We start from the raw sequence: 25,060 nt of genomic DNA, 5'->3' as shown, positions 1-25,060 counted from the left end.
GCCGCATCACGGGGGCGCGCCGTCCTGCCGGCCCTCCGCGCCCGGAACGGCCGCGAACCGGGTTGCTCCGAAGGGGAGTCGAGGGCTCGGGCGACGCGTTGCCCGGCGTCACGCGGGCCCGCCGGCCAGTAGGCGGGCGCGCCCTGCGCGGCTCGAACGAACCGTCCCGGCGCCAAGAGGGCAGCGTGCTAGTGCCGCATCAGGCAACGTTCGCCCCGTCGCGACGCCCGGCACGCACTCTCGCTGCACCGGACGAAAGCCCGAGTACATCCAGTACGAGGCTGTGGGACCAGGACGGCGAGACCTGTGTGCCCTCCTCCACGGTCACCGCGCGCGCCATGGTCGACCCCGTCTACGCCCTGGAGCTGACCGGCGGCCCCGACGGCACGGACGACGACCCCGACCACTTCCGTGAGCGTCTGACCGACGAGCAGCTGCGCATGCACGAGGAGGGCGACGGCGACAACGCCGGCTGGTGGTGGGACGAGCACCCCGACGGCATGGACAAGGACGGGCAGGCGGAGATCTCCAACAAGGAGCTCAGCCCGCACACCGGCGACAGCTACGCCGTCCGGGACATGGGCGGCGAGGACGACCGGCGCAACGTGCTGCCCGACATCGAGAAGTCCGTTGCCGAAGGCAAGCCGGTGCCCATCAACATCGAGCGGTACGACGAAGACGGCAACCGGCACGGCCACAGCATGATGATCATCGGCCAGGAGGGTGACAGGCTCCAGATCTACAATCCCTGGGGCGTCACCACCTGGGTCGGCGAGGACGACTTCCTCAGCGGCGACCTCAGCGCGGCCGCGGACGAGCGCTACACGCCCGAACACAAGGGCAACGTCGACACCGTCTATATCCAGCAGGGCTGAGCCACGTGAAGAAACGCATCGCAATGCCCCCCTTTGCCGCCGCGGCGGCCGCGGTCCTCGCCCTGACGGGCTGTGGCGCCCAGGAGGGAGCAGACCACTACGGCACCGCGGACCGCACCGTGACAGTCGACGCGGGAGAGGAGTTCACCCTCGAAGTGCCGGCGAACCCCGCGCTGGGGCAGAACTGGTACCTTGCCGAACCCCGCCCCGACACGCACGTCCTGACGTACCGGGGCAAGCGGGAAGAGGAGAAGGGCGGCGGCAGCACCGGCTCCGGCGACGGCACCCAGTACTTCGACTTCACCGCACTCCGGGCCGGCCGAGCCACGGTGAGGCTCCTGCACTGCCCCATGGCCGGCTGCCACAGCGGTACCGAGACGGCGGCTCCGTTCCCGGACCCCTCCCGGCCCGGCACGACCACGATGAGCCCGTTCCCGACCGCCACGGGCACGCCGGACGACCTGCCGGCCTTCTTCGTCTACACGATCACCGTCCGCTGACCTCGCCGACTCCGCCGCCCCTCGAAACGGAAGCGCCCCGCATGCCCTCCGCTCCCCGCACCGACGACGACGTCGTGGCCGCCACGGACGTGACCGAGCTGCTCCGCCACGGCCTCGGCCGGAAGGCGTTCCGCACCGCGCTGTTCGGCGACGGCGCGGTCGCCGCCGCCGTCACCCTGGACCGGATGGGAGTGGTGCCGCGATCAGTGGCCTACGTCGCCGAGGTCGCGAAGGCAGGCGGTCTGGCGTACGCGGCGGGGCTGCCCGAGCCGCTGCCGTCCCCGGATGCGGCCGCGGTGCTGCGTGACTGGCTGGAGACCGCCGCGCGGGCCGCCGGCACACCGCAGGACGAGGAGCACGCCGTCCGCTGGCTGGACGCGGTCGCCGAGCTCATGGGCCTGCGCAGTGACAGCCGCCGGCATCGGGACACCCCGTGACGGCAGACGTCTTGGGCGGGTGGGAAACCGATGAGGACGGAGCGGAGGAGCCGCGCGGCGGACGGGCACCGCACGAGGCGGTGACGTCCCGGAGCGGGTGGGCCCGGGCGCCGTCCGCGGGCGCGGTCCACCGCGCGGGCCGTGCCGCCCTCGCGCGTGCGGGCGGCGCACCGGCGACGCTGCGGTCCGCGCGGCCCGCGGGAGCCGGGACGTCGTCATCTGCGCCCGCCGTACCGCGACGGACACCCGCATCACCGCCGAGACCGGCGACCGTTTCGAGATCGCCGTCCGGGACAACTCCTTCACCCGCGACGAGTGTCACCCTCGACGGTGCCCCGGCACAGCGCACCACCCCGGACGCCTCATCCGGCCCGAGGCGAAGGCCGAGACCGAGTCCTTGACGTCCATCCGCACGGTCCGCCGGGTGGCCCCCTCACCGGGGCCCGAGGAAGATCGGATTGGTGCACGCCGCCATCGCCCCCGGCAGCGGTCCGAGGGCCGTCTCGTGCCGCACCTCGGCGCGGACGTAGGCGGCGTACGACGGCGTCGTACGCCACTCCACCGCGCCGGAGCCGGAGACCGGCAGGGGGCCGCCGGTGAACAGCACGCCCTGATCGGTGACGAGGCGGACCGTGCAGCGCGGGGCGCCGGCGACCGCCAGCCGGACGGTGACCGGGCTGTCCGGGGCCACCTCCAGCCGCTCCCCGATGCCGGCGTGCTCGCCGTGCCCCCCGGTCGCGGTGAAGGACAGCGAGACCCGGCCGGACTCGGCGACGTAGGAGCGGCCCGCGCGGATGCCCTCCAGGACGGCCCGGCGCGTGAGGTCGTCGGCGAGCACCACGGTCCGGGGCAGTCCGACGGTGTCCGGGTCGCGGTGCGCGTCGCTGCTCCCCATCGCCGGCAGCCATCCCAGGCCCTCTCGTACGGAGGCGACGAGCAGGGCGTCCCAGTGGGCGAGCGCCATCTCGTCGTCCGGGGTGTACGGGCCGTTCCACACCTCCACGGCGTCCGCCTCCGCGAAGCCGAACTTCCAGGCGCAGCCGAGGCAGGGGGCGTGCGGATGGGCCGGTACGACGAGTCCGCCGGTCTGCCGGATCCGGCGGGCGAACCGGCCGAACACGCCGTCGCGGGCCCGATGGCGCCAGTCGACGAAGGTGCCCGGGTCGGTGCCGAGGGCGACCACGTGACCGTTGCGCGTAGTGACCTCCTCGCCCAGCATCACCAGCAGGTCGTCCCCGGCCGCGTCCGCCCAGTGCGCGTGCGCGGCGTGGGTGTTGTGCTCGGAGCTGTTGATGAAGTCCAGCCCGGCCGCCCGGGCGAGGGCCGCGATCTCGGCGGGGGTCCGGCGGCCGTCGGAGTGCCAGGAGTGCAGATGGCAGTCGCCGCGGTACCAGGCCCGCCCCCGCCCCACGGCCCGCTCCGGCGGGTACGAGGGCGCGGGGGTCTCGCCGGGTGGGCCGTGGGTGAGTGTGACGGTCAGCTCGTACGACAGGCCCTGCGGGGCCACCGTGTACGGGCCGAGCGCGATGTGCCAGGTGCCCTGCTGCACCGGGCCCGGGAGGTAGCCGGGGGTGGCGTCGTCGGCCCGTACGAAGAACTCCGTACGGGCCCCGCCCGACCAGCCCCGGAAGCCGTGGCCGCCGAGGTCGGTGCCCCGCTGGTCGAAGAGGCCGATGTCGAGGGCGTTGCCCGGGGTGCCGGTCGGCACGGAGGGTCTGTCGTAGCTGTAGGAGACCTTGATCTCCCGGACGCCCGCCGGGACTTCGACGGGCACGTACACGAAGTCGGGGGACCCGGCGGGCAGTGTGCCGCGCACGGTCCTGGTCTCCTGCTCGCCTGCTGAGGCGGAAGCGAAGCTCACGCCTCCCAACGTAGGCGCGTCGGCGGCGCCCGTCACGAGCGGGGGAGCGGCAGGGGAGCGGCAGGAGATGCGCAGGGTTCCGCAGGGGATCGTCAGCGCAGTGACAGGGCAGGGGCAGCGACACGGCAGGGCCGGGGCAGGGCCGGGGCAGGGGAGGGGCGGAAGGCGGGGCTTGTGGGGGTTCGCGGTCCCGGGGTGCTGCCGGGCGGCTCGGCGGAAACGATCAGTGCGCTCGTATGCTCGAAGGATGACGACTTCCGCGGCCTCCGGAACCGGCCCGACCGAGAACTCCATGCGTCGCGCCCTCAAACGCGCCCGTGACGGTGTCGCCCTCGACGTCTTTGAGGCGGCGGTCCTGCTCCAGGCCCGCGGCGAGCACCTCGTCGACCTCGCGGCCTCCGCCGCCCGGGTCCGGGACGCCGGGCTCCGGGCCGCCGGTCGCCCGGGCGTCATCACCTACTCCAAGAGCGTGTTCGTCCCGCTGACCCGGCTGTGCCGGGACAAGTGCCACTACTGCACCTTCGTCACCGTCCCCGGCAAGCTGCGCCGGGACGGGCACGGCATGTTCATGTCCCCGGACGAGGTCCTGGACATCGCCCGCAAGGGCGCCGCGCTCGGTTGCAAGGAAGCGCTGATCACCCTCGGCGACAAGCCGGAGGACCGGTGGCCGGAGGCCCGCGAGTGGCTCGACGCGCACGGCTACGACGACACCATCGCCTATGTACGCGCCGTCTCGATCCGCATCCTGGAGGAGACGGGCCTGCTGCCCCACCTCAACCCGGGCGTCATGACCTGGACGGACTTCCAGCGGCTCAAGCCCGTCGCCCCGTCCATGGGCATGATGCTGGAGACGACCGCCGAACGGCTCTGGTCGGAGCCCGGCGGCCCCCACCACGGCTCCCCCGACAAGGAACCGGCCGTGCGTCTGCGCGTCCTGGAGGACGCCGGCCGCTCCTCGGTCCCCTTCACCTCCGGACTCCTCATCGGCATCGGCGAGACCCACGAGGAACGGGCCGAGTCGCTGTTCGCGCTGCGCCGGGTGGCCCGTGCCCACCACGGCATCCAGGAGCTGATCATCCAGAACTTCCGCGCCAAGGCCGACACGGCGATGCGCGGCACGCCCGACGCGGAACTGGACGAGCTGGTCGCCGCGGTCGCGGTCGCCCGCCACGTCATGGGCCCGAGCGCCTGCCTCCAGGCGCCGCCGAACCTGGTCGACGACGCGTACGAGCGGCTGATCGGGGCGGGTGTCGACGACTGGGGCGGTGTCTCGCCGCTCACCATCGACCACGTCAACCCGGAGCGCCCCTGGCCGCAGATCGAGCAGCTGGCGGCCCGGTCCGCGGCGGCCGGCTTCGAACTGCGCGAACGACTGTGCGTGTACCCGGAGTTCGTCCGCCGGGGCGAGCCGTGGCTGGACCCGCGGCTGCGCCCGCACGTGGCGGCGCTCGCCGACCCGGAGACGGGACTGGCCCTCCCGGACGCGGTGGTCGAGGGCCGGCCGTGGCAGGAGCCGGAGGAGGTCTTCACCGCGACCGGACGCACGGACCTGCACCGCTCGATCGACACCGAGGGCCGCACGTCGGACCGGCGCGACGACTTCGACGAGGTGTACGGCGACTGGGAGGCCCTGCGCGAGGCGGCCGTCCCCGGCATGGCGCCCGAGCGCATCGACGCCGACGTGCGGGCGGCGCTGCGCACCGCGGCCGACGACCCGACGCGGCTGACCGACGACGAGGCGCTGGCGCTGCTGCACGCGGACGGCCCGGCGCTGGACGCGCTGTGCCGGGTCGCCGACGACGTGCGGAAGTCCGCGGTCGGCGACGACGTGACGTACATCGTCACCCGGAACATCAACTTCACCAACGTCTGCTACACGGGCTGTCGTTTCTGCGCCTTCGCGCAGCGCCGCAGCGACGCGGACGCCTACACCCTCTCCCTGGAGCAGGTGGCCGACCGGGCCCAGCAGGCGTGGGACGTCGGCGCGGTCGAGGTGTGCATGCAGGGCGGCATCCACCCGGACCTGCCGGGCACGGCCTACTTCGACATCGCCAGGGCGGTCAAGGACCGGGTGCCGGGGATGCACGTCCACGCCTTCTCGCCGATGGAGGTGGTCAACGGTGCCACCCGCACCGGGATGTCCCTGCGCGAGTGGCTCTCCGCGGCCCGTGAGGCCGGCCTCGACACGATCCCGGGGACGGCGGCGGAGATCCTCGACGACGAGGTCCGCTGGGTGCTCACCAAGGGCAAGCTGCCCGCGGCGACCTGGATCGAGGTCGTCGAGACCGCGCACGAACTGGGCATCCGCTCCTCGTCGACGATGATGTACGGCCACGTCGACCAGCCGCGGCACTGGCTGGGCCACCTGCGGACGCTCGCCGGGATCCAGCAGCGCACCGGCGGTTTCACCGAGTTCGTGACGCTTCCGTTCGTCCACACGAACGCGCCGGTGTACCTGGCCGGCATCGCCCGCCCCGGCCCGACGATGCGGGACAACCGGGCGGTCACGGCGATGGCGCGCCTGCTGCTCCACCCGCACGTCCCGAACATCCAGACCAGCTGGGTCAAGCTGGGCTCGGAGGGCGCGGCGGAGATGCTCCGCTCGGGCGCGAACGACCTGGGCGGCACGTTGATGGAGGAGACGATCTCGCGGATGGCGGGCTCGTCCTACGGCTCCTACAAGTCGGTGCAAGACCTCGTCGCGGTCGCCGAGGCCGCGGGCCGCCCGGCCCGGCCGCGGACGACGTTGTACGGCGAGGTGCCGCAGGAGCGGCAGCGGACCGCGCGGGCGTCGGACGGGCATCTGCCGGAGCTGCTGCCGGTGCTGGACTGAGCAAGGCCGGGCACCACCCGCACAGTACGATGATCCGACCCTCGGTGTCGTCCGGAACCGGGGGCCGGAGACTGAGGAGATGCGTGCCCGTGCCTGCCCGACGGCTTCCCTCGTGGGCCTGGGTCACCGGCCTGACCGCGGGTGCGGTCGCCGCGGTCGTGGCCCTGGCGGTCCAGGCCGACCACGGCCCGAAGCCCACGGTGGTGTCCGCCCGCCCCAGCGCACGGGCGTCGGCGTCACCGGGGCCGCATCCGGCGCCGACGCCGACCGCGGTGAAGGTGCCGGACGGCTCCGGCACCGGCCGCCGTATCGTCTACTCGCTCGGCAGCAAGCGGGTCTGGCTGATCGACGCCAGCGACGCCCAGCGCCGCACCTTCACCGTCTGGCCGGGCACGGTCGGCCCGGAGCCCGGCACCTACACCGTCTCGACCCGGCGGGAGACGACGACCGGTTTCGACGGCGTACCGGTCGAGCACATCGTCTACTTCACGGCCCGGTCGGGGCTGTCCATAGCCTTCTCCAACGCCCTCGACGGCTCCTCCCCGCCCGCCCCGACCCCGGGGGCCAGGACGGGCGGCATACGCATGGGCAAGCCCGACGGCCAGGCACTGTGGGCGTTCGCGACGACGGGGACCACGGTCACGGTCGTCGCCTGACAGCCGGCTCACGGCCCGCCGGGACGGAAGACGGCGACGGATCCGGGCTCCCGGACGCCGGCGGAGGCAGAACGGCGGGAACCGGGTGGCCGACGAGCCCTCGCCCCCGTGCCGGATCCGGCACGGGCACCGGCACCGGCGGAAGTCCTCAGTCGCGTACTCCCTGCCGGCCGGGGCCCTGAGCCCCGTCCCGGTCGTCGAGCCCGTCGCGCACCTGTGCGGACGGCAGGTGGTTCACGAGCAGGACCACCCCGCTGATCAGGAAGATCCGGGTGGCCGCGGCCAGGCCGTTCCAGTCCTTCGACTGCCACATCGCGAACCACTCACCGCCGATCGCGATGAACCCGGCGCCGAAGAGCAGCATCAGCATGAGCAGTCCGTAGCTGGACAGCCGCCGCGCCCGGCCGTGGTCGGCACGCGCCCAGAACCAGGTCCCGGCGATCAGCACGCCCGCGGCCACGGTCTCCCAGGCGATGATCGCGACGTACGCGGCGTTCTGGAGGCCCTTGCCGGTGACGGCCCGCCACATCAGGTCCTCGTCCCGGAACGTGGTGTCCATGGCCAGAACATGCTGGACGAACGCCTGGTTGGTGCCGAAGTCGGTGATGTTCCCGAACGCCACGAGGGCGATGTAGAGCGCGAGGGTGCCCGTCAGGACACCGGCTGCCAGCGGGACTGTGCGTGGAGTGGGGGTGGTCATGCAGATCATGTACCGCACCCGTGTGAACGGGGGGTGGGCAATGAGCCACCGCCGGCCGGCGCCCCTCGGACCCGGCAGCTCCGGACACGGACCTCCACCCCCTTTCGAGGGGTGTTTTCCGGTCACTCGCGATCGCTCCCTGCCTGTTCCGTGCACCGTTGTGCCCCCGATCGACCGTTGTTGTTCGATTACAGTGCTTGCGTCGTACGTACGGACGGTGCCCGGGGGAGGACATGGTGGGTGCGGCAACCGGGGTCGTCTGGGGGCGGTCCGAGCAGCAGGACTTCCGGAGCCGGGTGCGCGGGACCCTGCTGGGCGCGGCCGTCGGCGACGCGCTGGGCGCGCCGGTCGACGGCCTGCGGCTGGAGGAGATCCGGGAGGTGTGCGGCCCGGAGGGCGTCGTGGACCTGGTGCCGGCGTACGGGCGGCGCGGCACCGTCACGCACCTCACCCAGCTGACCCTCTTCACGGTCGACGGACTGATCCGGGCCCAGGTACGCCGCGACACCGGGGCCTGGCACCCGCCGACCGACCTGCACCGCGCGTATCTGCGGTGGGCCGCCACCCAGCGGGACTGGGGGCCCGACGAACGACGCAAGGACGACGGGTGGCTCGCCCGCGAGGAGTGGCTGTACGCCCGCCGTGATCCGTCCCGCCCGCTGCTGCTCGGACTCGGCGACGACCGCATGGGCACCCTGGACGCGCCCAAGAACCCCGGCGCCGACGGGCCCGAGGCAGCCGCCCGATCCGCGCCCTTCGGGCTGCTCGTCGGCTGGGAACCGCACCTGGTCGTCCAACTCGCCGTCGAGTCCGCCACCCACACCCACGGACACCCGGTGGCCTGCCTGTCGGCCGGCGCGTACGCGCTGATCGTGCACGGGCTGGCCCGCGGCGAGGGCCTCGACGCCGCCGTGCAGCACGCCCTCGCCCTCCTCGAGCAGCGGCCGGGGCACGAGCCCGTCGCGGACGCCCTCCAGCACGCGCTGGGCGCCGTGCGGCAGGGCATTCCCGGCCCCGCCCGGGTGGCCGAACTCGCCGGGGGCGGCGCCGCGGACGGGCTGCTCGCCGCCGCGGTCTACTGCGCCCTCGTCGGTGAGGACGTCCGGCACGGACTGCGGCTCGCGGTCAACCAGGACGGCCCCTCCGCCCCCGCCGCCGCGCTCACCGGCGGTCTCCTCGGCGCCCTGCACGGCGAGACGGCCCTCCCGCCGGCCTGGCTGGCCGAGCTGGAGGGCCGTCCCACGATGCTGCAACTCGCCGACGACTTCGCCATGGAGATGACCCAGGGTCCGGCGCTGCACGGGCCGGGCGGGGCGTCGCCGGGGTGGCTGGCGCGGTATCCGCGGGCCTGACCGGTCCGCGGACCGGTCAGGCGGCTGCCGGCCGGCGGGCCGGTCCGCGCCCGCCATCGGCCGGCGCGGGCGCCGAACCCGGCAGTCCCGGGGTGCCGGTCGCGCCGACGATCATTTGAGCTCGTCGGGACACGGAGTGCCCCGCGGCACCGTGTACGGCGCCGCCAGCCGGTACGTCCCCGCCTCCGGCGCCACCAGCAGCGTCCACCGGTCGCCCTGGGCGTCCTCTTCCGTCTCCGTCAGACAGCCGTTGACGTTGCTGTACGTCTTCGGCGTGCCCTCGGGACGGCTCTTGGAGGCCTCCGTCTCCTGCGGCGGCTTCAGTTTCCTGCCCTCGGCGTCGACGATGCTCAGCCACGGCGAGTACGGGATGCGGACGAGGATGCGCCCCGGTTCCGACACCTGCATCGTCCACTCGCCCTGCTCGGCCCGCGTCACCACCGCGTTCGGCTCCGCGAGCGGCTTCGGGTCGGTCATCTCGTACAGCTGCCACTGGGCGTCGCCCCAGATCTGCTTCAGGTACGGCAGTCCGCGCTGCACCAGCTGCCGCTCACGCTGACCGCCGTCGCCGTCCGGCTCGTCCTTCGGCAGCACCACGAAGTGCACGGCCCACCGCTGGAGCCACTCGTGGTAGTTGGCGGAGTTGAGGGTGTCGTCGTAGAAGAGCGGGTTGCGCTCCATGTCGGCCTGCCGGTTCCAGCCGCGGGCCAGGTTGACGTAGGGGGCGAGCGCGGAGGCCTCGCGGTGCGAGCGGGCCGGGACGACCTCGACACGGCCCTTCTCCGCACCGACCTTCTGCAACTGGTTGACGAGCGGGGCCACCTCGCGCGACCAGGACGCGGCGGGCGCGGTGTGCACGATGTCGTCGACCGTCTTGAAGCCGATCCATCCGACGAACGCGGTGAAGGCCAGCACGATCAGGTACCACTTGCGGGAGCGCGGCACCGCGAACGGCAGTGCGGCGATCAGCGCCACGCCCGCGAACAGCATCGCCAGCCGCGTGATGTTGGAGCCGATCTGGGAGCTGATCAGCCACACCAGCAGCACCGACAGCCCGTACACCGCGGACGTGGTCCGCACCGTCCGCCACCCGCGCGGGGCGACGTAGAACACGATCCCGGCGTACAGCAGCGGCAGCACCGCCGAACCGAACGACATCGGCTGCGTACCGGAGAAGGGGAACAGCAGTGCCGACACGGCGACGATGGCACTCGGCACCAGCCCGAGCGCCCACGCGCCCGGCCGCCGCTTCTGCAGGAACAGCGCCACCGCGACCAGGCCCACGAACAGGCCCGCCACCGGCGAGGACAGGGTGGACAGCCCGGCCAGCGAGGCCGCGCACAACGCCTTCGCCCACCTCTTGTACCGCCAGCGGTAGGGCCAGCAGAAGACGGAGGCGACCGCGCCCAGCGCGAACATCGTGCCCAGCCCGAAGGTGACACGACCGGAGATCGCGTTGCACAGGAGGGCGAACACGCCCGCGAGCGACGCCCACAGCGGATTGCGGACCGCCCTGCTGCGGATCAGGAGCATCGTCAGCAGACCGGCCGACACCGTCCCGGCGATCATCATCGTCGTGCGCACACCGAGCACCGACATCAGATACGGCGAGACCACGCTGTACGACACCGGGTGCATGCCGCCGTACCAGGCCAGGTTGTACGCCGAGTCCGGGTGCCGACCGACGAACTCGGCCCACGCGTCCTGCGCCGCCAGGTCGCCGCCGCTGTTCGCGAAGGTGAAGAACCAGACGATGTGGAGAACCCCGGCGAGCGCGGTGACGGACAGTACGGGGTGTCGCAGCAGCCGCTCGCGCAGGGTCAGGAACGCCGATCGCGGACGGTCGCCGGCATCGTCCGGACCACCCGGGCCGCCCTCCCCGCGTGCTTCCTCAGGTTCGTCCGGCTCATCCGCTTCGCCCGGTCCCTCGGCTTCATCGGGGTCACCCGGGTGTCCGCTCCGCTCGCCGTGGTCGGTCGTCCCCCGCCCGCGCGGATCGGAGAGCTGTATTCGCGGGCCACCCCCAGGGCCCGGACCGGTGTCGTCGGCGCGTGTCGGCTCCGCAGTGGCCACCTGAAGGCACTCCCCGTGTCCTGTCTTCTCTTCTCGGCCGCGCTCCGTCTACGTCGGCTTCGACATCCTGTTTCGTGACGCTAGCACGCACCCCGCCGCCGGGCGCCCGAGTGGTGACCCGGCGGCGGAGTGCGGCGACACGGCCCCGGCGCGGGGTCCGTCGCGGAGGTCATCCCAGGCGGGTCAGCTTGTCCGCGAAGCCCGGCTCCGCCAGATCCTTCTGCAGCGCGACGGGCACCTTCACGGCGCTGCCGGCTCCGCCGTCGCCGACCGTCAGCGTGCCGACCGTGGTGCCCGCCTTCGCCGTGTGCGGGACCTCGCCCGCGACGAAGGACAGCTTCACCCGCATCCCGGTCCAGCCGACCGCCGTGACGTCCTCGGTGATGACGACGGGCGTGCGGCCGCCGAGACCGTCGTCGACATAGCCGACGACGTCGCCCTTCTTCACGATCTTCGCCGAGGTCAGCGCGGACTGGGCGGCGAGCAGCGCGGTCTTGCTGACCGCGTTCACCGTCTTGAGGATCGTCGGCTTGTTCTGACCGAGGATCGCGCCGACGACGGTGACCGTCTGCCCGTCGACGTTCCTGCGGGAGGCGAAGAGCAGGTTGCCGCCGGCCGCGGTGGTGCTGCCGGTCTTGATGCCGATCGCGCCGACGAGGTACGGCAGCTCGTTGTAGTTGTTGTGGTAGTGACCGGAGGGGTCGGTCCAGCTGGCGGCGCTGGTGATGTCGACCAGAGCCGGGATCCTGACCACCGCGCGGCCCAGCTTCACCTGGTCCTCGGCCGTGGACACGGTGGTCTCCTTCAGGCCGGAGGGGTCCGTGTACGTCGTGCCGGTCATCCCCAGGTCGCGGGCGGCGGCGTTCATCTTCTCGACGAACGCCTCCTCCGAACCCGCGTCCCAGCGCGCGAGCAGCCGCGCGATGTTGTTGGCGGAGGGGATCATGATGGCGGACAGGGCCTGCTTCTGCGTGAGGAAGTCACCGGCCTTGACGGTGTTGAGCGTCGACTCGCCGTCCTTGTAGTAGCCGCCCTCCTTCTCCGCCGTGGGGTCGACCTCGATCTTCGGGCCCTCCTGCCCCGGCTTCAGCGGGTGGTCCCGCAGGATGACGTACGCCGTCATGGTCTTGGCGACCGAACCGATGGCCACCGGCTTCTGCTCCCCGAAGTGGTCCATCGTCCCGACACCGTCGACGGCCATCCAGCCCTGACCCTCGTCCGGCCACGGCAGGCTCAGCTTGTCGCCCTCGAAGGAGTAGGTGTCCTCCGCGGTGAGCGTGAGGGTGGGCGTGGGCAGCGGACGCATGACCTGCACGACCGCAAAGGCGATCACCAGCAGCAGCACCAGCGGCGTCCAGATCTTGACCCGGCGCACCAGCGTGCGCAGCGGCGTCTGCGGGGGCGGCGGGGTGTTCGTGAGCTCCGCCAGCAGGTCCAGCGGCGGCTTCGGGGGGAGCGGCTGCCGGGTGGTGCGCTCCGGGCCGATCTGGAGGAGGGCGTCGGTGGCGTCCGAGGCGGGCGGCTCTGCCTGCGTCCGGGACGCGGCCCGGGAGGCACGGGCGGGAGGCTCGTCGAGGGGCTTGAGTGCGACGAACCGGCTGGTGCGCTCACTGCCCCGGTCGTCCTGCCCGGCCCTCTCGCCCCGGTCGTCCTGCCCGTCCCGGTCGTCCTGCCCGCTCCGCCTGCCCGTCTCGCCCAGCTTGAGCATGGCGGTCGGCTGGTCCACGGCGGGCCGGACGGGCCGGTCGAGCTTGAGCATGGTGGTCGGCTGATCCACGGCCCTGCCGGTGCCGGTGCCGGTGCCCTTGTCGGCGCTCTGGCCGCCGTCGCCGTCCTCGCCTTCGTCGGCGTCCGCTTCCGCGTCGGCGCGACCGGCGTGGTCGTCCGTTCCCTCGCCGGTGGGCTCCTCGTCGACGGAGGTGCCGGAGGAGACGGCGTCGGCCTCCTCGCCGGCGTCCTCGCCCGGGCGGGGGCGGTCGTCGACGGTCGTCCCGTCGGCCTCGCCGGTCGACTCGTCAGTCGCCTCGTCGGCCTCGGTCCGGTCGGGCTCGGGCTGGTCGGGCTCGTCGGCGGGGAGGGTGCCGGTGCGGGAGTCCGCGGGGCCGGTCGCATCCCGGCGGTCCTCGTCGGGCTCCCTGACCTCCTCGGACGCCTCGGACGCCTCGGGCCGGTCCGACCGTTCGGTCTCCGCGGCCTCGTCCGCGGGGCGATCGGCGCCGACCCGGCCGTCGGCCCGGTCCTCGCCCGGTTCCGTGCGCTCCGCCCGCTCCCCGGTGTCCTGGTCGGCCGCCTCGCGGTCCGCCTCGTTCGCCCGGCCCTCGTCGGTCCCGGCGTCCGGGCCCGGCTGCGGGGCGTCGGCGTCCGGGCCCGACTCCGGGGTGGTGCCGTTCGCCGATGCAATCCACTGGGCCACGGCCGACCGCAGCCGTTCGTCGCCCTGCGTGCTCACCCCGTCGCCCTGCGGTGCGGCGTCCTCGCCGGAGGGCTCCTCGCCCTCCTGGGGCTGCCCGGTCTCCCCGGCCTCCGGGTCGCCCCCGGAGGCGGCGGAGCGCCCGTCGTCTTCGTTCCCGCCGGACGCCGCGTCCGCGGGGTCACCGGCGTCCGGCGCCAGGTCGCGCACGGAGAGGATCTTCGTGGCCGTGTCCACGCTGCCGCGCGCCGTCCCGGGCGCCGCCGGCGTCACGTCCTCGCGGGACATGGCCAGCCGCGGGTCGCGGGTCTCACGGCGCTCCTCGGCCCGAGCCTCGGGAACCGGAAGCGCGCTCCCCGGCGTCGGTTCTGCCGACGACTCGCGCTGCTTCGACCTGTCGGGGGACTCGCCCGCCACCGATGCCTCCTCCATGCGCCGCACGCCTTGGCGCGCTTCCGAACCCAACCGTGAATCGCCGCCCGGAACAGCTTCATGGCACTGTCCGAACCATGTACCAGTGTCCTGTCTGAGGGCTTGGCTCCTGCGGTAGACGAGAACGACATACCTGCCGGTTCCCTTACAAACAGGTCACGCACCCTCGACAGACCAATGTGAGAGGGGTCACCCTGTCATTCATCCACGCGGGGAGGCATGGATGGGCAGGAGCCGCAGAACACTTCCGGAGGAGCTTCTGCTGCTGGCACTGGACCCGGCCACGGGCACCACTGCACAGCCGCAGTCGCTCGACCTCGGTCTGGCCGGAGCGCAGCTAGTGGAGCTGGCGCTGGCCGGACGGATAGCCCCTGACGGGGATCGTATCGCCGTGGTGGTCCCACGGCCGACAGGAGATCCGACATTGGACTGCGCGTTGGAGTTGCTGCGAAGGCGCGGCGCTCCGGTACGTGCCGTCCACTGGATCGGAGGGCCGCGACTGGGCCTCCGCCAGACCTATCTCTCGCATCTGGAGCGGTGCGGCATGGTGCACGCCGTGCCCGGCCAGATGTGCGGGGTACTGCCGACGACGCGCTACCAGGCGACGGACACGGCGATCAGCCGGGAGATCAGGGCCCGGCTGGACTCGGCGATCCGGACCGGCGTTCCGCCGGACCCGCGGACCGCCGCGCTGGCCGCGCTGGCCCATGCGGTCGGTCTCGGCAAGCACCTGTATCCGGGCAACGAGGGACGCTCGTCCCGTTCCCGGCTGCGGGACCTCATCAGGCACGACCCGATGGGCGGCCTCGTCGCGCACGCCGTGATGGACGTCCAGAACGGTGCGGCGGCCCAGCCGCGCCGCGGTCCGGCCGGTCGCCAGGCCACCGCCGGAGGCAGGCCGACCGCGGAACCCGCGCGCGGTGTTCCGGTGCAGCCGCACCGCGGATCGATGGTGCGCGCCGTGGCCAGCTGAGGCGCAGCTCCACAGCGGGCGCGCTCCGGCGCGACCCGGTGCGGCCGGCACGACCCGGCACCCTTCGGCACGACCCGTTCGACCCGCACCACCTGCGCACCAGCGCGCCGCTCGGCATCGCGTGCCGTCGCCCGGCGCCGCGTCGCACCGCAAGACCCGTTCGGGAGCCGCGCGTCCCGCGCGGGGCGATACGGCATCATGTCCGCGAGGCCATGGGCCGTACCGCCCCGCGCGGACGCATGTCCGGGACACTTCAGCCGCATATCCCCTGTTTCCCAGCGGTAATAAGCACCTTGGTGGCAGTCTGCTCAACAGCAGATACGCAAAGTTGCAGTACAACCGAGTACAGGCACGCAGCCGGAGGTGCACGTCCCGTGGCGTCGAATGTCAATCCCACTGTCAGGCGGCGCCGGCTGGGCCAGGAGCTGCGCAGGCTGCGCGAGCTCAAGGGCATGACGGCCGAGGAGGTCGCCGAGCGGCTGCTCGTGTCCCAGTCGAAGATCAGCCGCCTGGAGAACGGGCGGCGCAGCATCAGCCAGCGCGACGTGCGCGACCTGTGCAACGTCTACGAGGTCGAGGACCAGCGCATCGTCGACTCGCTGATGCAGATGGCCAAGGACTCCCGCCAGCAGGGCTGGTGGCACACCTTCGGTGACATCCCCTACAGCGTGTACATCGGCCTGGAGACGGACGCGGCGAGCCTCAGGGTGTACGACCCGCAGGTCGTTCCCGGTCTGCTGCAGACCCGGCAGTACGCCGAGGCGCTCATCGCGGGCGCGCTCCCGGAGACCGCGCCCGCGGACATCGACAAGCGCGTACAGGTCCGGATGCGGCGGCAGGAACGAATCACCGCGCCCGAGAACCCCCTGCGGCTGTGGACGGTCCTGGACGAGGCGGCGCTGCGTCGCGTGGTCGGCAACAAGGCCCTGATGCGGGAGCAACTGGAGTACCTGGTGGAGCAGTCGCAGCTGCCCCACGTCACCGTGCAGGTCATCCCCTTCGACATGGGCGCCCACCCCGGCCTCAACGGCCAGTACGCGATCCTGGAGTTCCCCGACGCGGCCGATTCCAGCGTCGTCTACATCGAGGGCGTCACGAGCGACCTGTACCTGGAGAAGGCGAACGACGTCCAGAAGTACAGCGTGATGTACGAGCACCTGCGCGCCCAGGCCCTGAACGTGGACCAGTCCCGCCAGTTCATCGCGGACATCGCGAAGGAGTACGCCCGCTGACCGGATGCCGCCGGGGCCGAGAGTGGCCGAACGGTACACCCTCACCCGGCCGGGATGGAAGCCTCATCTGGAATATGCCGCCCAACGAGTGAATAGTCGCTTCGTAAGCCGATGTCGGCGAGTAGCGTCGATCACGCCATCGAGCAACAAGGTTGGCGCAAACAGAGCAACTCATCGACAGGCAACACGGAGCAAAAATGGCAATTCGTCAGGGCGCCACGGACACCTGGACCAAGTCCTCCTACTCCACGGGCAACGGCGCGTGCGTCGAGATCAAGTCGCCGCTCGTGGCGGCCATGGCCGTACGGGACTCCAAGGTTCCCCAGGGCCCCACTCTGTCCTTCCCCGCCGAGGCGTGGAACGCCTTTGTCGCATCGGTCAAGGCGTAGGGGGCGGATCTGTCTGGGACTCGCCACCCGCCCGGTCGGCCCCCCGGGCCGGCGACAACTCCATAAGCACCACGGGAAGAGCCCTCTCGACCAGCCGCCGTCCTTGCCGAGAGGGCTCGCCCGTTCTCAGCCCACCCTCACCTGACCGGGAAGGCCACGTCGCAGACCGGGTCGTCCGGGCCGGCCGCGTCCCAGTCGGCGAAGTAGACCTCGCGGCACGGTCCGTCGTAGGACAGTCCTCGCTCCTTCATCCACGCCTCCACCGCCTCGAAGGCCGCGAGGATCTGCGGATGGGCCACCTGCGCCTTGGTGATGCGGGTGTACGCCAGCCGGCGGGCCGGCTCGACGCGCACCGTCGTCCGCCACGGCCGCCCCTGCGCCTGCGCCCAGGCCCGCGCCGCGGTCTCGTCGGCGACGGGGACGCACGACTCGGCGGGCCCGTCGCTCTCCGTGGACACCTCCGCGTGGTACACGACGAACGGCGCGCCGGCCACCCCGCCGCACTCCCGTGCCGCCGCCTCCAGCCGGCCCAGCGACGCCCCGATCCACGCCGGCAGTTCGTCCGCCAGCGTGTGCCGCTTCTCGGCGATCACCACCTGGGCGGGCACCTCCACCGTTCCGACCGTGAACCTCTCGTACATCTCGGAGCTCCTTCCCGACAGCCGTCCACGGAGGAACTCGGCGAGGGTGCGCCGCGCCGCGAACCGCGCCTCGGTGTCCGCCCAGTACGCGGTGAGCCGCTCGGCCCCCTCGGGCCCGTCCGCCGCCAGGACCTCGGCGACGACGGCCAGCGGCATGTCGAGCTGCCGCAGCAGCGCGATCGTGCGGGCCCGCTCGATCTGGCCGACGCGGTAGTACCGGTAGCCACTGGCGGGATCGACGCGCGCGGGTGCGAGCAGACCGAGCCGGTCGTACACCCTGAGCGCCTTGGCCGACAGCCGGGCCCGCGCCGCGAACGCCCCGATGGTGAGCAGATCGTCGTCCACGCCCTCATCCTCCGTCACCGGGCGCCGTCCGCCCGGTCACGGGGACCCTCCGCCCTGCCCCAGGGGCAAGGTCAACGCCCGCCGGGCGCGGGGTGCCCTGTCCCGGGGCAGGGGCGAGCGCCCGTCAGGCGAGCGGGGCCAGCCGCGCCTCGATCGCGGCGACCACCTCGGCCGCCTCCGGCTCGGTCTTCGGGGAGAACCGGGCGACGACCCGGCCATCGGTCCCGACCAGGAACTTCTCGAAGTTCCAGCGGATGTCCCCGCTGTACCCCTCGGTGTCGGCGAAACCGCTCAGCCGCTCGTACAGAGGGTGCCGCCCGTCCCCGTTGACCTCGACCTTCTCGGTCATCGGGAAGCTCACGCCGTACGTCGCCGAGCAGAACGCGGCGATCTCACCGGCACTGCCGGGCTCCTGCCCGAGGAACTGGTTGCACGGCACGCCGAGCACCGTGAAACCCCGCTCCGCGTAGCGCTGCTGCAACCGCTCCAGGCCGGCGTACTGCGGCGTCAGGCCGCACCGGGAGGCCACGTTCACCACCAGCACGACCCGGCCCGCGTACTGATCGAGGCCGGCGGAACCGCCGGTCAGGGCCTCTATCTCCACGTCCAGGGGAAAGCTCTCGTCCGTAGTCGTCATGCGCGGATGCTAACGCCGCGGGGTGACGGCTCCGTCCGCCGCCTCCACCACCACCTCTCCCGCCGCCGTCCGCACGTACAGCACCGACCGCCCCGCCCGCCGGCCCTCGACCAGGCCGGCGTCCCTCAGCACCCGCAGATGCCGCCCGACCGAGCCGAGCCCCTGCCCGGTGAGGGCGACGAGCTGGGTGGTGCTGAGCGGGGAGCCGAGCAGCACCAGCACCCGGGCACGAGCGGGCCCCAGCAGCGCGCCGAGCGCCGCAGGCACGGGTACCCCGTCCCGCCCGCCGACGAGCACTCCCGCGCACGGGTACACGACCGCGTACCGGGACCGCCCCTCCCAGGACACCCACCCGGTCTGCGGCGTGACCGGCACCAGCAGCAGCTCCGCCCCCGCCAGCTCACGCGGCGGGTACTCGTGCAGATTGACCTGGAAGCGGCTCTCTCCCAGCCACCGCGTCCCCGGCCGCAGCGAGTCCAGCACGGCGGCCCAGCCCGCCCGGCCGGCCTGCGCGGTCCGCGCGACCACGTCGGCCTCCAGCACGCGCCGGCGCGTCTCCCACGTCGGCCGCACGGTCTCCTCCCACACCCACTCCAGCAGGCAGGCCGCACGCTCCGGCAGATCGTCCCGGTCCAGCGCCGCGGGCAGCGGCCCCGCGACGGAGCGCCGCAGATGCGTGCGGGCCGACGCCGGATCGGCCGCCCGTACCCGGGCGGCACCGTCGCCGAAGGTCTCCCCGTCACGGGGCGTCGGCGTGAGGAAGTCGGCGATCCACGCCCGCCCGAGCCCGGAACGGACCAGCAACGAGGTGACCGGGTCGGCGGCCAGCCGGGCCCGGTACGCGGGCAGATGGCGGCGCAGCCACGCCCGCTCCCCGGGATGCGCGCCGCTCCCGGCGTGCAGCAGCTTCAGACTTGCGAAGGCCTCGGCGAGCGGGGAGAGAAGGAAGCGGCTGCGCGCCAGCGTGTCCGCGTTGACGAGCCACCAGCCCACCGCACCCCCCGGTTTCGCACCCCCGCGAAACATTAACGACCACCCGCCGGGCCGCTCCAGCCTGTGCCGCATGCGCCGATACCGCGACCTGTTCCACACTCCCGAGTTCACCCCGCTCCTGCTGTCCTTCGCGGCCCAGACCGCCGCCCGGACCGTCGGCGGCCTCGCCCTCGGCACCCTGGTGTTCCGGGCGACGGCGTCCCCGCTGCTGGCGGCGCTGAGCATGTTCGGCCCGTCGCTGGCGCAGGTGCTGGGCGCGACCCTGCTGCTGTCCGCCGCCGACCGGATACGCCCGCGGACCGCGCTCACCGCGGTCCCGGCCGTCCTCGCGGCCACCACGGCACTGGAGGCGCTGCCCGGGCTGCCGGTGGCCGCCGTCCTCGCCGTCGTCCTCGTGCAGGGCATGGTGGCGTCACCGGGCGCGGGGGTCCGCTGGGGACTGCTCGACGAGATCCTGGACCGGCGGGGCTACCTGCTGGGCCGCTCGGTGTTCAACATGACGAGCGGCCTCGTGCAGATCACCGGGTACGCCGCGGGCGGGGCCCTGGTGGCCGTCCTGTCCCCACGCGCCGGCCTGCTGCTGTCGGCCGCACTGCACCTCGCGTCGTCCGCGGCGGCCCGCCTGCTGCCGGCCTCGCGTCCGCCCCGGGCGGCCGGCCGGCCCTCGGTGACCACGACCTGGCGCACCAACGCCCGCCTGTGGTCCTCCCGCCCCCGCCGCCTGGTCTACCTCGGCCTGTGGGTCCCCAACGGCCTGGTCGTCGGCTGCGAATCCCTGTACGTGCCGTACGACCCGGAAGCGGCGGGCACCCTGTTCGCCTGCGCGGCGGTCGGCATGCTCGCCGGAGACACGGCCGTGGGCCGCCTCCTGCCGCCCGCGGCACGACCCCGCCTGATCACGCCCCTGCTCCTGCTGCTGGCGGCGCCGTACGGCGTCTTCGCCCTGCACCCGCCGCTGCCCGTGGCCGCGATCGCCGTCACGGCCGCCTCCGTCGGCTTCGGCGCGAGCCTGCTCCAGCAGGAGCGGCTGATCTCCCTCACTCCCGCCGACCTGACCGGCCACGCCCTCGGCCTGCACTCCGCCGGCATGCTCACCCTGCAGGGCGCGAGCGCCGCACTGGCGGGCGCCGTGGCCCAACTCGTCCCGCCGGCCGCGGCGATGACGGTGACGGCGGCGGCATCGGCCGTAGCGACCGTCCTCCTGGCCCGGGCCGGACGGGGGCCGAGGACAGCGCGTCCCGCTCCACCGCCACCCGACACGACCGCTCTGTGCCGAACCGGGAAAAAATCTTGACGCACGCATGAGCAAAAGGTCACCGGTTCGTTTCCCTGGCCTCCATAGAGTCCGCACGGGCCGCTCACAGAGCGCCCCGACCGGCACTGAATCCTGAAGGACATCGATGCGTCTCCTGTCCCGCGCCCTCCAGGCGCTCGCCCTCGCGGCACTCCCGCTGGCGCTGGCCGCCTGCTCCACCGGTGCCACCGGCACCGCCGCTTCCGGCGCCTCGTCGTCCGCGCCCGCCGCCGAGAACCCCAACGCCGGCCTGCTGACAGGCACGGAGCTGAAGGAGGCCCTCGCCCCGGCCTCGTACTTCCCCTCCGGCTTCGCCGCCCAGGCCGACCTCACCCGGGACAGCGGCGGCCACTACCGGGCGCCGGCCACCAAGAGCGCCGCCAAGCCCGACTGCACCCACCTCGGATACACGAGCTGGGTGGACCTCACCGGCATCGAGGGCGTCTCGTTCGCGCAGTCGACGTACATCAACGACGCCACCTCCGCCGAACTCGACCAGGAGATCGACGTCTACCGCGGCGACACGGCCGCCGACGTGATGAAGGGCCTGGCGGCGGTCGTCGCCGCGTGCCCGACCTACCACGAGACCGAGCCCGACAGCACGGTGAAGGTCACCGGTGCCGCCAACAGCGGGACGGGTGACGAGACCTACACCATCACCCTCACCGACCCGGCCTGGGAGAGCGGCACCACACTGATCGCCACCCGGGTGGGCACCGCCGTGGTCACCGTGCTCTCCACGGACGGCGCCGACGACGGCGCCGCGAGCGCGAAGAAGCTCGCCGGGCAGATCGTGACGTCGCTGAAGAGCAGGACCGACACGGCGGCCGGCCAGGGCTGACCACCCGCGGCAGCACGCCACCCGTGACGCCGGCCACCCCGCCCTTGCGGCCCGGGGCGGCCGGCCCGGCGCGACCCGACGGCAGGGCCTCCGTCCCGCGAGCCCCGACCGCCGGGCCGCCGCGCGTGGACGGTGTGCCAGGTGTTCGCGGCGGTCCGGGGGGCTCTGCCGTTCCTCTCCCACCGTTCACCCCGGGCGGGGGAGACCGCCCGCACTCACCGCCGGGATCGCTCCCAGGCCAGCCAGACGCCCCGCACCAGAGCCCACAGCAGCAGCCCGCCGATCAGCGGACCGCCGACCAGGATCACCAGGCCCGCCCCGATGTTGGCGCCGATCACCCCCGCGGTCAGGATCCGCAGGCCCACGCCCGCCAGCGCCCCCGCCGCGACGAGCGGCCCGAGCACGGCCCACCAGCGGTTGTCGAGACTCCCGCGCAGACCCGCCCGTACGAGGAGCGCCGCGCCGAGGACACCCAGGACGAGGGCGACGACCCCGAGCACCGTGGCCGTACCGTCGGCGACATCCGGCGGCCGGAACGCGTGGTCCAGCTCGGAGGGCGGAATCCCCTGCGCGTCCTGTCGGCCCATCAGCCCCCACACGGCGACCGGCACGGCCGCGACCAGAAGGAGGGCGGCAAACAGCTGTGTTCCCCGTTTTCCCATGCACTCATGGTCCGCGCGGCATCGGCCCCGCGCATGAGCATCCGTACTCATGCCGCCCCCGAGAACCGCGCTGCGGGGCCACGTTCATGCCCGACCCACGGGCGCCGGACCCCTGCCCCCGGCCCGGCCCAGGACGCGGCGGCCGTCCGCAACCGGCGCGGTCCTGCCGCCGCGACGGCCGGCGACACCCCGGCGACGGCACATGCCCACCCCGGCGGAGAACGGGCAGGCCGTCCAAGGCACAGTGGCCGGATGCTGATGGATCCCGAGAACACCCTCTTCGTCCGCGGTACTCGGCCCGTCCTCCTGCCGGCCGCCGCGCCGATCCACGACGCCCTGCCCCTGCCGGCCGCTCCCGACGGGACGGTGACCGTGTGCGGGGGGTGGAGCATCGTCCCCCGCCTCACCCTGTGCGTCGTGGATGATCCCGCGGACCACGGCATCGTCGTCCCCGCCCTCGCCGCGCCGGTGCTCGACCCGACACAGGGCGCCGACGCCCCAGGCGAGCAGGCCGACTGGTGCACCGACAGCGAGCGGGCCGGCGGCGCCCTGGTCCTCTCGGTGGACCGGATGCCCGACGTCCTCGACCCGACCGCGCTCCTCGGCTCGGGAACCGCACGCGGCGGCTTCGTACGCGCCGTGGTCTGAGACCGCCCCGCAGCCCGTCCGTCCGGACGCCGAAGCGTTGCCGCGCCCGTGCCGGCGTCCCCGACGAGGGGTCGACTGCTCGCGAGAGCACCCCTTCCACACCACCCCGCGGGGGTCCCGATGCCGGGGGCGAGTTCAGGCCGCGGCGTCTGTGCGCGATGCGGAGGCGAAGGCCAGGATGTGCGGAACCGCCTCACGCAGGCTTTCGAAGTGCCGGTGCACGCCCTCCACCGCGGCAGCGGCGTTCACGCCCCACACCGTCATGCCGGCCCGCAGCCCGGACCGCACTCCGGACGGCGCGTCCTCGACGACGAGGCAGTCTCCCGGCCGGGCACCCAACTGCTCGGCCGCCCGCAGATACGGAACGGGAGAGGGCTTGCCCTCCTCGACCGCGGCGGCGTCCACGAGCACGCCCGGCAGCGGCAGGCCCGTTCGCTCGAAACGCCCCCGCACCCGGTGCTCGTAGTTCGAGGTCACCAGGCCCAGGACCCCGTCGGCAGCCCGTGCAGCAGCTCCGACGCGCCGTCGAAGGCCGCATAGACGCCGGACCGCACGTCCCCGTCCTCCAACTCGTGCAGCGCGGCGAGGCATTCACGCGGATCGCGGTCCCCGGCGACCGTCGCGAACGTCTCCGCCGGCCGCGTCCGCAGGGCCACTCGGTACACCTCGTCCGCGTCGAGCCCGTAGCGCTCTGCCCAGGCCCGCCACACCCGGCGCTGGTTGTCCACCGCGTTCATCAAGGTGCCGTCCACGTCGAACAGCACGTACCTCGAGCGGCCCGAACGGGCGGATTCACTTCTCACGCGCCGATCATGCCAGGCACCGACCGGACGATCGGGGGAAGGCGTCCGGTGAGACCTCGGCGGAACACCACGCCGTGCTCGTGGCGAACCGCGTGCAGTGCGGTGGCCGACAGCCAGGAAGTCGGCCCCGAAGGTCCATGAACGTTTCTGCTGGTCAGTGACCCTGCCGTCATGTTCGCTCATGCTGGTGAGATCACCCGAATCCCGGCAACCGGCCCCTGCGCGGTGCAGTTGTCCCCCGCGTACGCAGGAAGTACCGGTGAAAGGGGACCGACTTGGTCATGCGGCACATCTCACGTCTCGCCACGACACTCACCGCAGCGAGCGCCCTCGCCTTGGCCTTCCCCACTGGCGCCCAGGCCGGTGCCGTGGGCTCGACTCCGGTCCACACCTTCGAGTACAGCGTGGGTGGTGCGACGGTGAAGGTCCCGACCGGCTGCATGTTCACACACATCATCCGTGGCAGCAGCAAGGAGATCACGTACCAGAACGCCGGCGTCGACTGCGCCTTCGTCGCGGCTCTGAGCAGTGGCTTCTGCAACTGGCGCATCGACTTCACATACGCCGACACGAACAACAGGACCTACCGCACATCGCGTGGCAGGACGCACAACGAGTGCAAGATCGATCCCATGCGGAACAACCATCCGCAGAGGCTGCCTCGTTATGGCAAGGCGTGCGCTCACCTCTACGTCAACGGGGCGCGGCGCGTCAGCCAGTGCCACCACATCACGAAGTGAGTCCGCGCATGACCGACCAGCAGCAAGGGCCGGGCCCGTACCGAGTGGGGGAAGCACGACGTCGGCGGGCCGGCATCGGTGCCTTCCTCGTCGGCTTCGTCGCCACTCTGGCCTTCTTCGGCTTCTTCCCGGGGCTACCGCATGTCATCGACTGGGGCGCCATCCTCGCGGCCCTCCTCGTGGGCGGGTTGGCCCGATGGGGTTGCCAGACCTGGATGGCGAGGTCGGCCAAGAAGGCCGAGCGCACGTAGGGGCGACGGAGAAGCCCCCGCCCCACACCGCGCTCCCCGGACCGACGGCCCAACGCCTCTCGGACGTCGTAGCGTGATGCGGGGCGCCGGTCCCGCCTGCGGAACAGGAGGGTGTCGCGCGTGAGGAACGGCACGTACCTCGGGCGAACCTTCGGGCTCGAGCCGCTCTACCTCTCACCTGCTGCGACGTCACCCGGTGTTCGCCCCGGTCCTCCACACACCGCCGGACGTGTCCACTCGACGGCCACCCGGTGGGACACGCGCGCAAGAGGTAGGTTTGGGATCAAGGTCGGCAGTGATCTGCCGAGGACATGCCAGCCGGGCCGGAGCACGGGAGAGTCTGAAGTTCCCCCCTCGAACTGGACAGCGGGTGTTTACGCTGCCGGGACGAGGTTCTGCCTGAGCAAGGATCTCGTTTCGAGTGGAGTGACGTACCCGTAGTCGGGGTGCCGACGGAGCCGGCTGCGGTTGTACTCGACCTC

22 protein-coding genes and 1 pseudogene are annotated in these 25,060 nt (G+C 72.9%); 14 read left to right on the top strand and 9 right to left on the bottom strand.

All coding sequences use genetic code 11. The features are described 5' to 3' along the window. The first annotated feature begins 308 nt into the window (after positions 1–308). Genes JS756_RS12700 through JS756_RS12690 form a run of 3 tightly spaced genes read left to right on the top strand, consistent with a single transcriptional unit; the run spans position 309 to position 1,812 of the window. Positions 309–875, top strand: a complete 567-nt coding sequence (locus JS756_RS12700; RefSeq protein ID WP_205383172.1) for a hypothetical protein — start codon at positions 309–311, stop codon at positions 873–875. Positions 876–898: 23 nt separating this feature from the next. Further along, on the top strand, positions 899–1,375 hold the full coding sequence (locus tag JS756_RS12695) for a protease inhibitor I42 family protein (RefSeq protein ID WP_205383171.1): 477 nt from the start codon (positions 899–901) through the stop codon (positions 1,373–1,375). Positions 1,376–1,416: 41 nt separating this feature from the next. Continuing rightward, positions 1,417–1,812, top strand: a complete 396-nt coding sequence (locus tag JS756_RS12690) for a hypothetical protein (protein WP_205383170.1) — start codon at positions 1,417–1,419, stop codon at positions 1,810–1,812. Between the two features lie 433 nt (positions 1,813–2,245). On the opposite strand, the gene JS756_RS12685 is transcribed toward JS756_RS12690, so the two are convergent. Beyond that, positions 2,246–3,748 carry a CehA/McbA family metallohydrolase gene (locus tag JS756_RS12685; protein WP_205383362.1) on the bottom strand — a complete coding sequence of 501 codons (1,503 nt, stop codon included), beginning with the start codon at positions 3,746–3,748 and terminating at the stop codon, positions 2,246–2,248. A 172-nt stretch (positions 3,749–3,920) separates the two neighbouring features. Between JS756_RS12685 and JS756_RS12680 the strand changes: the two genes are divergently transcribed. Together JS756_RS12680 and JS756_RS12675 are read left to right on the top strand one after the other, a co-directional pair. Then, positions 3,921–6,506 (top strand): bifunctional FO biosynthesis protein CofGH, encoded by a 2,586-nt coding sequence (locus tag JS756_RS12680; RefSeq protein WP_205383169.1) that lies wholly within the window; start codon positions 3,921–3,923, stop codon positions 6,504–6,506. A gap of 83 nt (positions 6,507–6,589) precedes the next feature. After that, the gene (locus JS756_RS12675; RefSeq protein ID WP_438817308.1) at positions 6,590–7,162 is read left to right on the top strand and encodes a hypothetical protein; all 573 of its coding nucleotides are present in this window, start codon (positions 6,590–6,592) and stop codon (positions 7,160–7,162) included. A gap of 148 nt (positions 7,163–7,310) precedes the next feature. Here JS756_RS12675 and JS756_RS12670 read toward each other — a convergent pair whose 3' ends face one another. Further along, complete coding sequence (locus JS756_RS12670) at positions 7,311–7,862, bottom strand: DUF2165 domain-containing protein (protein WP_205383167.1); 552 nt, start codon at positions 7,860–7,862, stop codon at positions 7,311–7,313. A 236-nt stretch (positions 7,863–8,098) separates the two neighbouring features. Between JS756_RS12670 and JS756_RS12665 the strand changes: the two genes are divergently transcribed. Beyond that, entirely contained in the window at positions 8,099–9,214 is a 1,116-nt protein-coding gene (locus tag JS756_RS12665; protein WP_205383361.1) for an ADP-ribosylglycohydrolase family protein, read from the top strand. 111 nt (positions 9,215–9,325) lie between these two features. Here the strand turns inward: JS756_RS12665 and JS756_RS12660 are convergent, their stop codons facing one another. Together JS756_RS12660 and JS756_RS12655 are read right to left on the bottom strand one after the other, a co-directional pair. Beyond that, positions 9,326–11,287, bottom strand: coding sequence for a DUF8823 domain-containing protein (locus JS756_RS12660; RefSeq protein ID WP_205383166.1), 1,962 nt, complete (start codon positions 11,285–11,287; stop codon positions 9,326–9,328). A 169-nt stretch (positions 11,288–11,456) separates the two neighbouring features. Beyond that, positions 11,457–14,129 carry a D-alanyl-D-alanine carboxypeptidase gene (locus tag JS756_RS12655; protein WP_205383165.1) on the bottom strand — a complete coding sequence of 891 codons (2,673 nt, stop codon included), beginning with the start codon at positions 14,127–14,129 and terminating at the stop codon, positions 11,457–11,459. Between the two features lie 223 nt (positions 14,130–14,352). Between JS756_RS12655 and JS756_RS12650 the strand changes: the two genes are divergently transcribed. The 3 genes from JS756_RS12650 to JS756_RS12640 all read left to right on the top strand — a co-directional run bounded on the left by JS756_RS12650 (position 14,353) and on the right by JS756_RS12640 (position 16,723). Continuing rightward, positions 14,353–15,102: a GOLPH3/VPS74 family protein gene (locus JS756_RS12650; RefSeq protein WP_205383164.1), complete on the top strand. Its 750-nt coding sequence runs from the start codon at positions 14,353–14,355 to the stop codon at positions 15,100–15,102. A 374-nt stretch (positions 15,103–15,476) separates the two neighbouring features. Next, complete coding sequence (locus JS756_RS12645) at positions 15,477–16,334, top strand: helix-turn-helix domain-containing protein (protein WP_205383163.1); 858 nt, start codon at positions 15,477–15,479, stop codon at positions 16,332–16,334. A gap of 197 nt (positions 16,335–16,531) precedes the next feature. Further along, the gene (locus tag JS756_RS12640; protein WP_205383162.1) at positions 16,532–16,723 is read left to right on the top strand and encodes a DUF397 domain-containing protein; all 192 of its coding nucleotides are present in this window, start codon (positions 16,532–16,534) and stop codon (positions 16,721–16,723) included. A gap of 137 nt (positions 16,724–16,860) precedes the next feature. Here the strand turns inward: JS756_RS12640 and JS756_RS12635 are convergent, their stop codons facing one another. The 3 genes from JS756_RS12635 to JS756_RS12625 form a co-directional block, all read right to left on the bottom strand. Next, complete coding sequence (locus JS756_RS12635; RefSeq protein ID WP_438817307.1) at positions 16,861–17,709, bottom strand: MerR family transcriptional regulator; 849 nt, start codon at positions 17,707–17,709, stop codon at positions 16,861–16,863. 124 nt (positions 17,710–17,833) lie between these two features. Then, complete coding sequence (locus tag JS756_RS12630; RefSeq protein WP_205383160.1) at positions 17,834–18,346, bottom strand: glutathione peroxidase; 513 nt, start codon at positions 18,344–18,346, stop codon at positions 17,834–17,836. 9 nt (positions 18,347–18,355) lie between these two features. Beyond that, entirely contained in the window at positions 18,356–19,339 is a 984-nt protein-coding gene (locus JS756_RS12625; RefSeq protein ID WP_205383159.1) for an ArsR/SmtB family transcription factor, read from the bottom strand. 70 nt (positions 19,340–19,409) lie between these two features. On the opposite strand from JS756_RS12625, the gene JS756_RS12620 reads away from it, so the two are divergent. Both JS756_RS12620 and JS756_RS12615 read left to right on the top strand, forming a co-directional pair. Continuing rightward, on the top strand, positions 19,410–20,633 hold the full coding sequence (locus JS756_RS12620) for an MFS transporter (RefSeq protein WP_205383158.1): 1,224 nt from the start codon (positions 19,410–19,412) through the stop codon (positions 20,631–20,633). A 106-nt stretch (positions 20,634–20,739) separates the two neighbouring features. Then, positions 20,740–21,474: a hypothetical protein gene (locus JS756_RS12615; protein WP_205383157.1), complete on the top strand. Its 735-nt coding sequence runs from the start codon at positions 20,740–20,742 to the stop codon at positions 21,472–21,474. Positions 21,475–21,689: 215 nt separating this feature from the next. On the opposite strand, the gene JS756_RS12610 is transcribed toward JS756_RS12615, so the two are convergent. Beyond that, a complete protein-coding gene (locus JS756_RS12610) occupies positions 21,690–22,136 on the bottom strand; it encodes a hypothetical protein (RefSeq protein WP_205383156.1) in 447 nt (148 codons plus the stop codon). A gap of 252 nt (positions 22,137–22,388) precedes the next feature. Here JS756_RS12610 and JS756_RS12605 point away from each other — a divergent pair, with 252 nt between their 5' ends. Beyond that, positions 22,389–22,784, top strand: a complete 396-nt coding sequence (locus JS756_RS12605) for a hypothetical protein (protein ID WP_205383155.1) — start codon at positions 22,389–22,391, stop codon at positions 22,782–22,784. A 135-nt stretch (positions 22,785–22,919) separates the two neighbouring features. Here the strand turns inward: JS756_RS12605 and JS756_RS12600 are convergent. After that, positions 22,920–23,521 (bottom strand): annotated as a pseudogene (locus tag JS756_RS12600) (HAD family hydrolase). 347 nt (positions 23,522–23,868) lie between these two features. Here JS756_RS12600 and JS756_RS12595 point away from each other — a divergent pair. Together JS756_RS12595 and JS756_RS12590 are read left to right on the top strand one after the other, a co-directional pair. Next, on the top strand, positions 23,869–24,327 hold the full coding sequence (locus JS756_RS12595; protein WP_205383154.1) for a hypothetical protein: 459 nt from the start codon (positions 23,869–23,871) through the stop codon (positions 24,325–24,327). 8 nt (positions 24,328–24,335) lie between these two features. Continuing rightward, positions 24,336–24,578: a hypothetical protein gene (locus tag JS756_RS12590; protein ID WP_205383153.1), complete on the top strand. Its 243-nt coding sequence runs from the start codon at positions 24,336–24,338 to the stop codon at positions 24,576–24,578. The last annotated feature ends 482 nt before the right edge of the window (positions 24,579–25,060 follow it).

Source organism: Streptomyces actuosus (genome assembly GCF_016921115.1).
Classification (GTDB): Bacteria; Actinomycetota; Actinomycetes; order Streptomycetales; family Streptomycetaceae; genus Streptomyces; species Streptomyces actuosus_A.
This window is presented reverse-complemented; position numbering and strand designations above follow the sequence as displayed.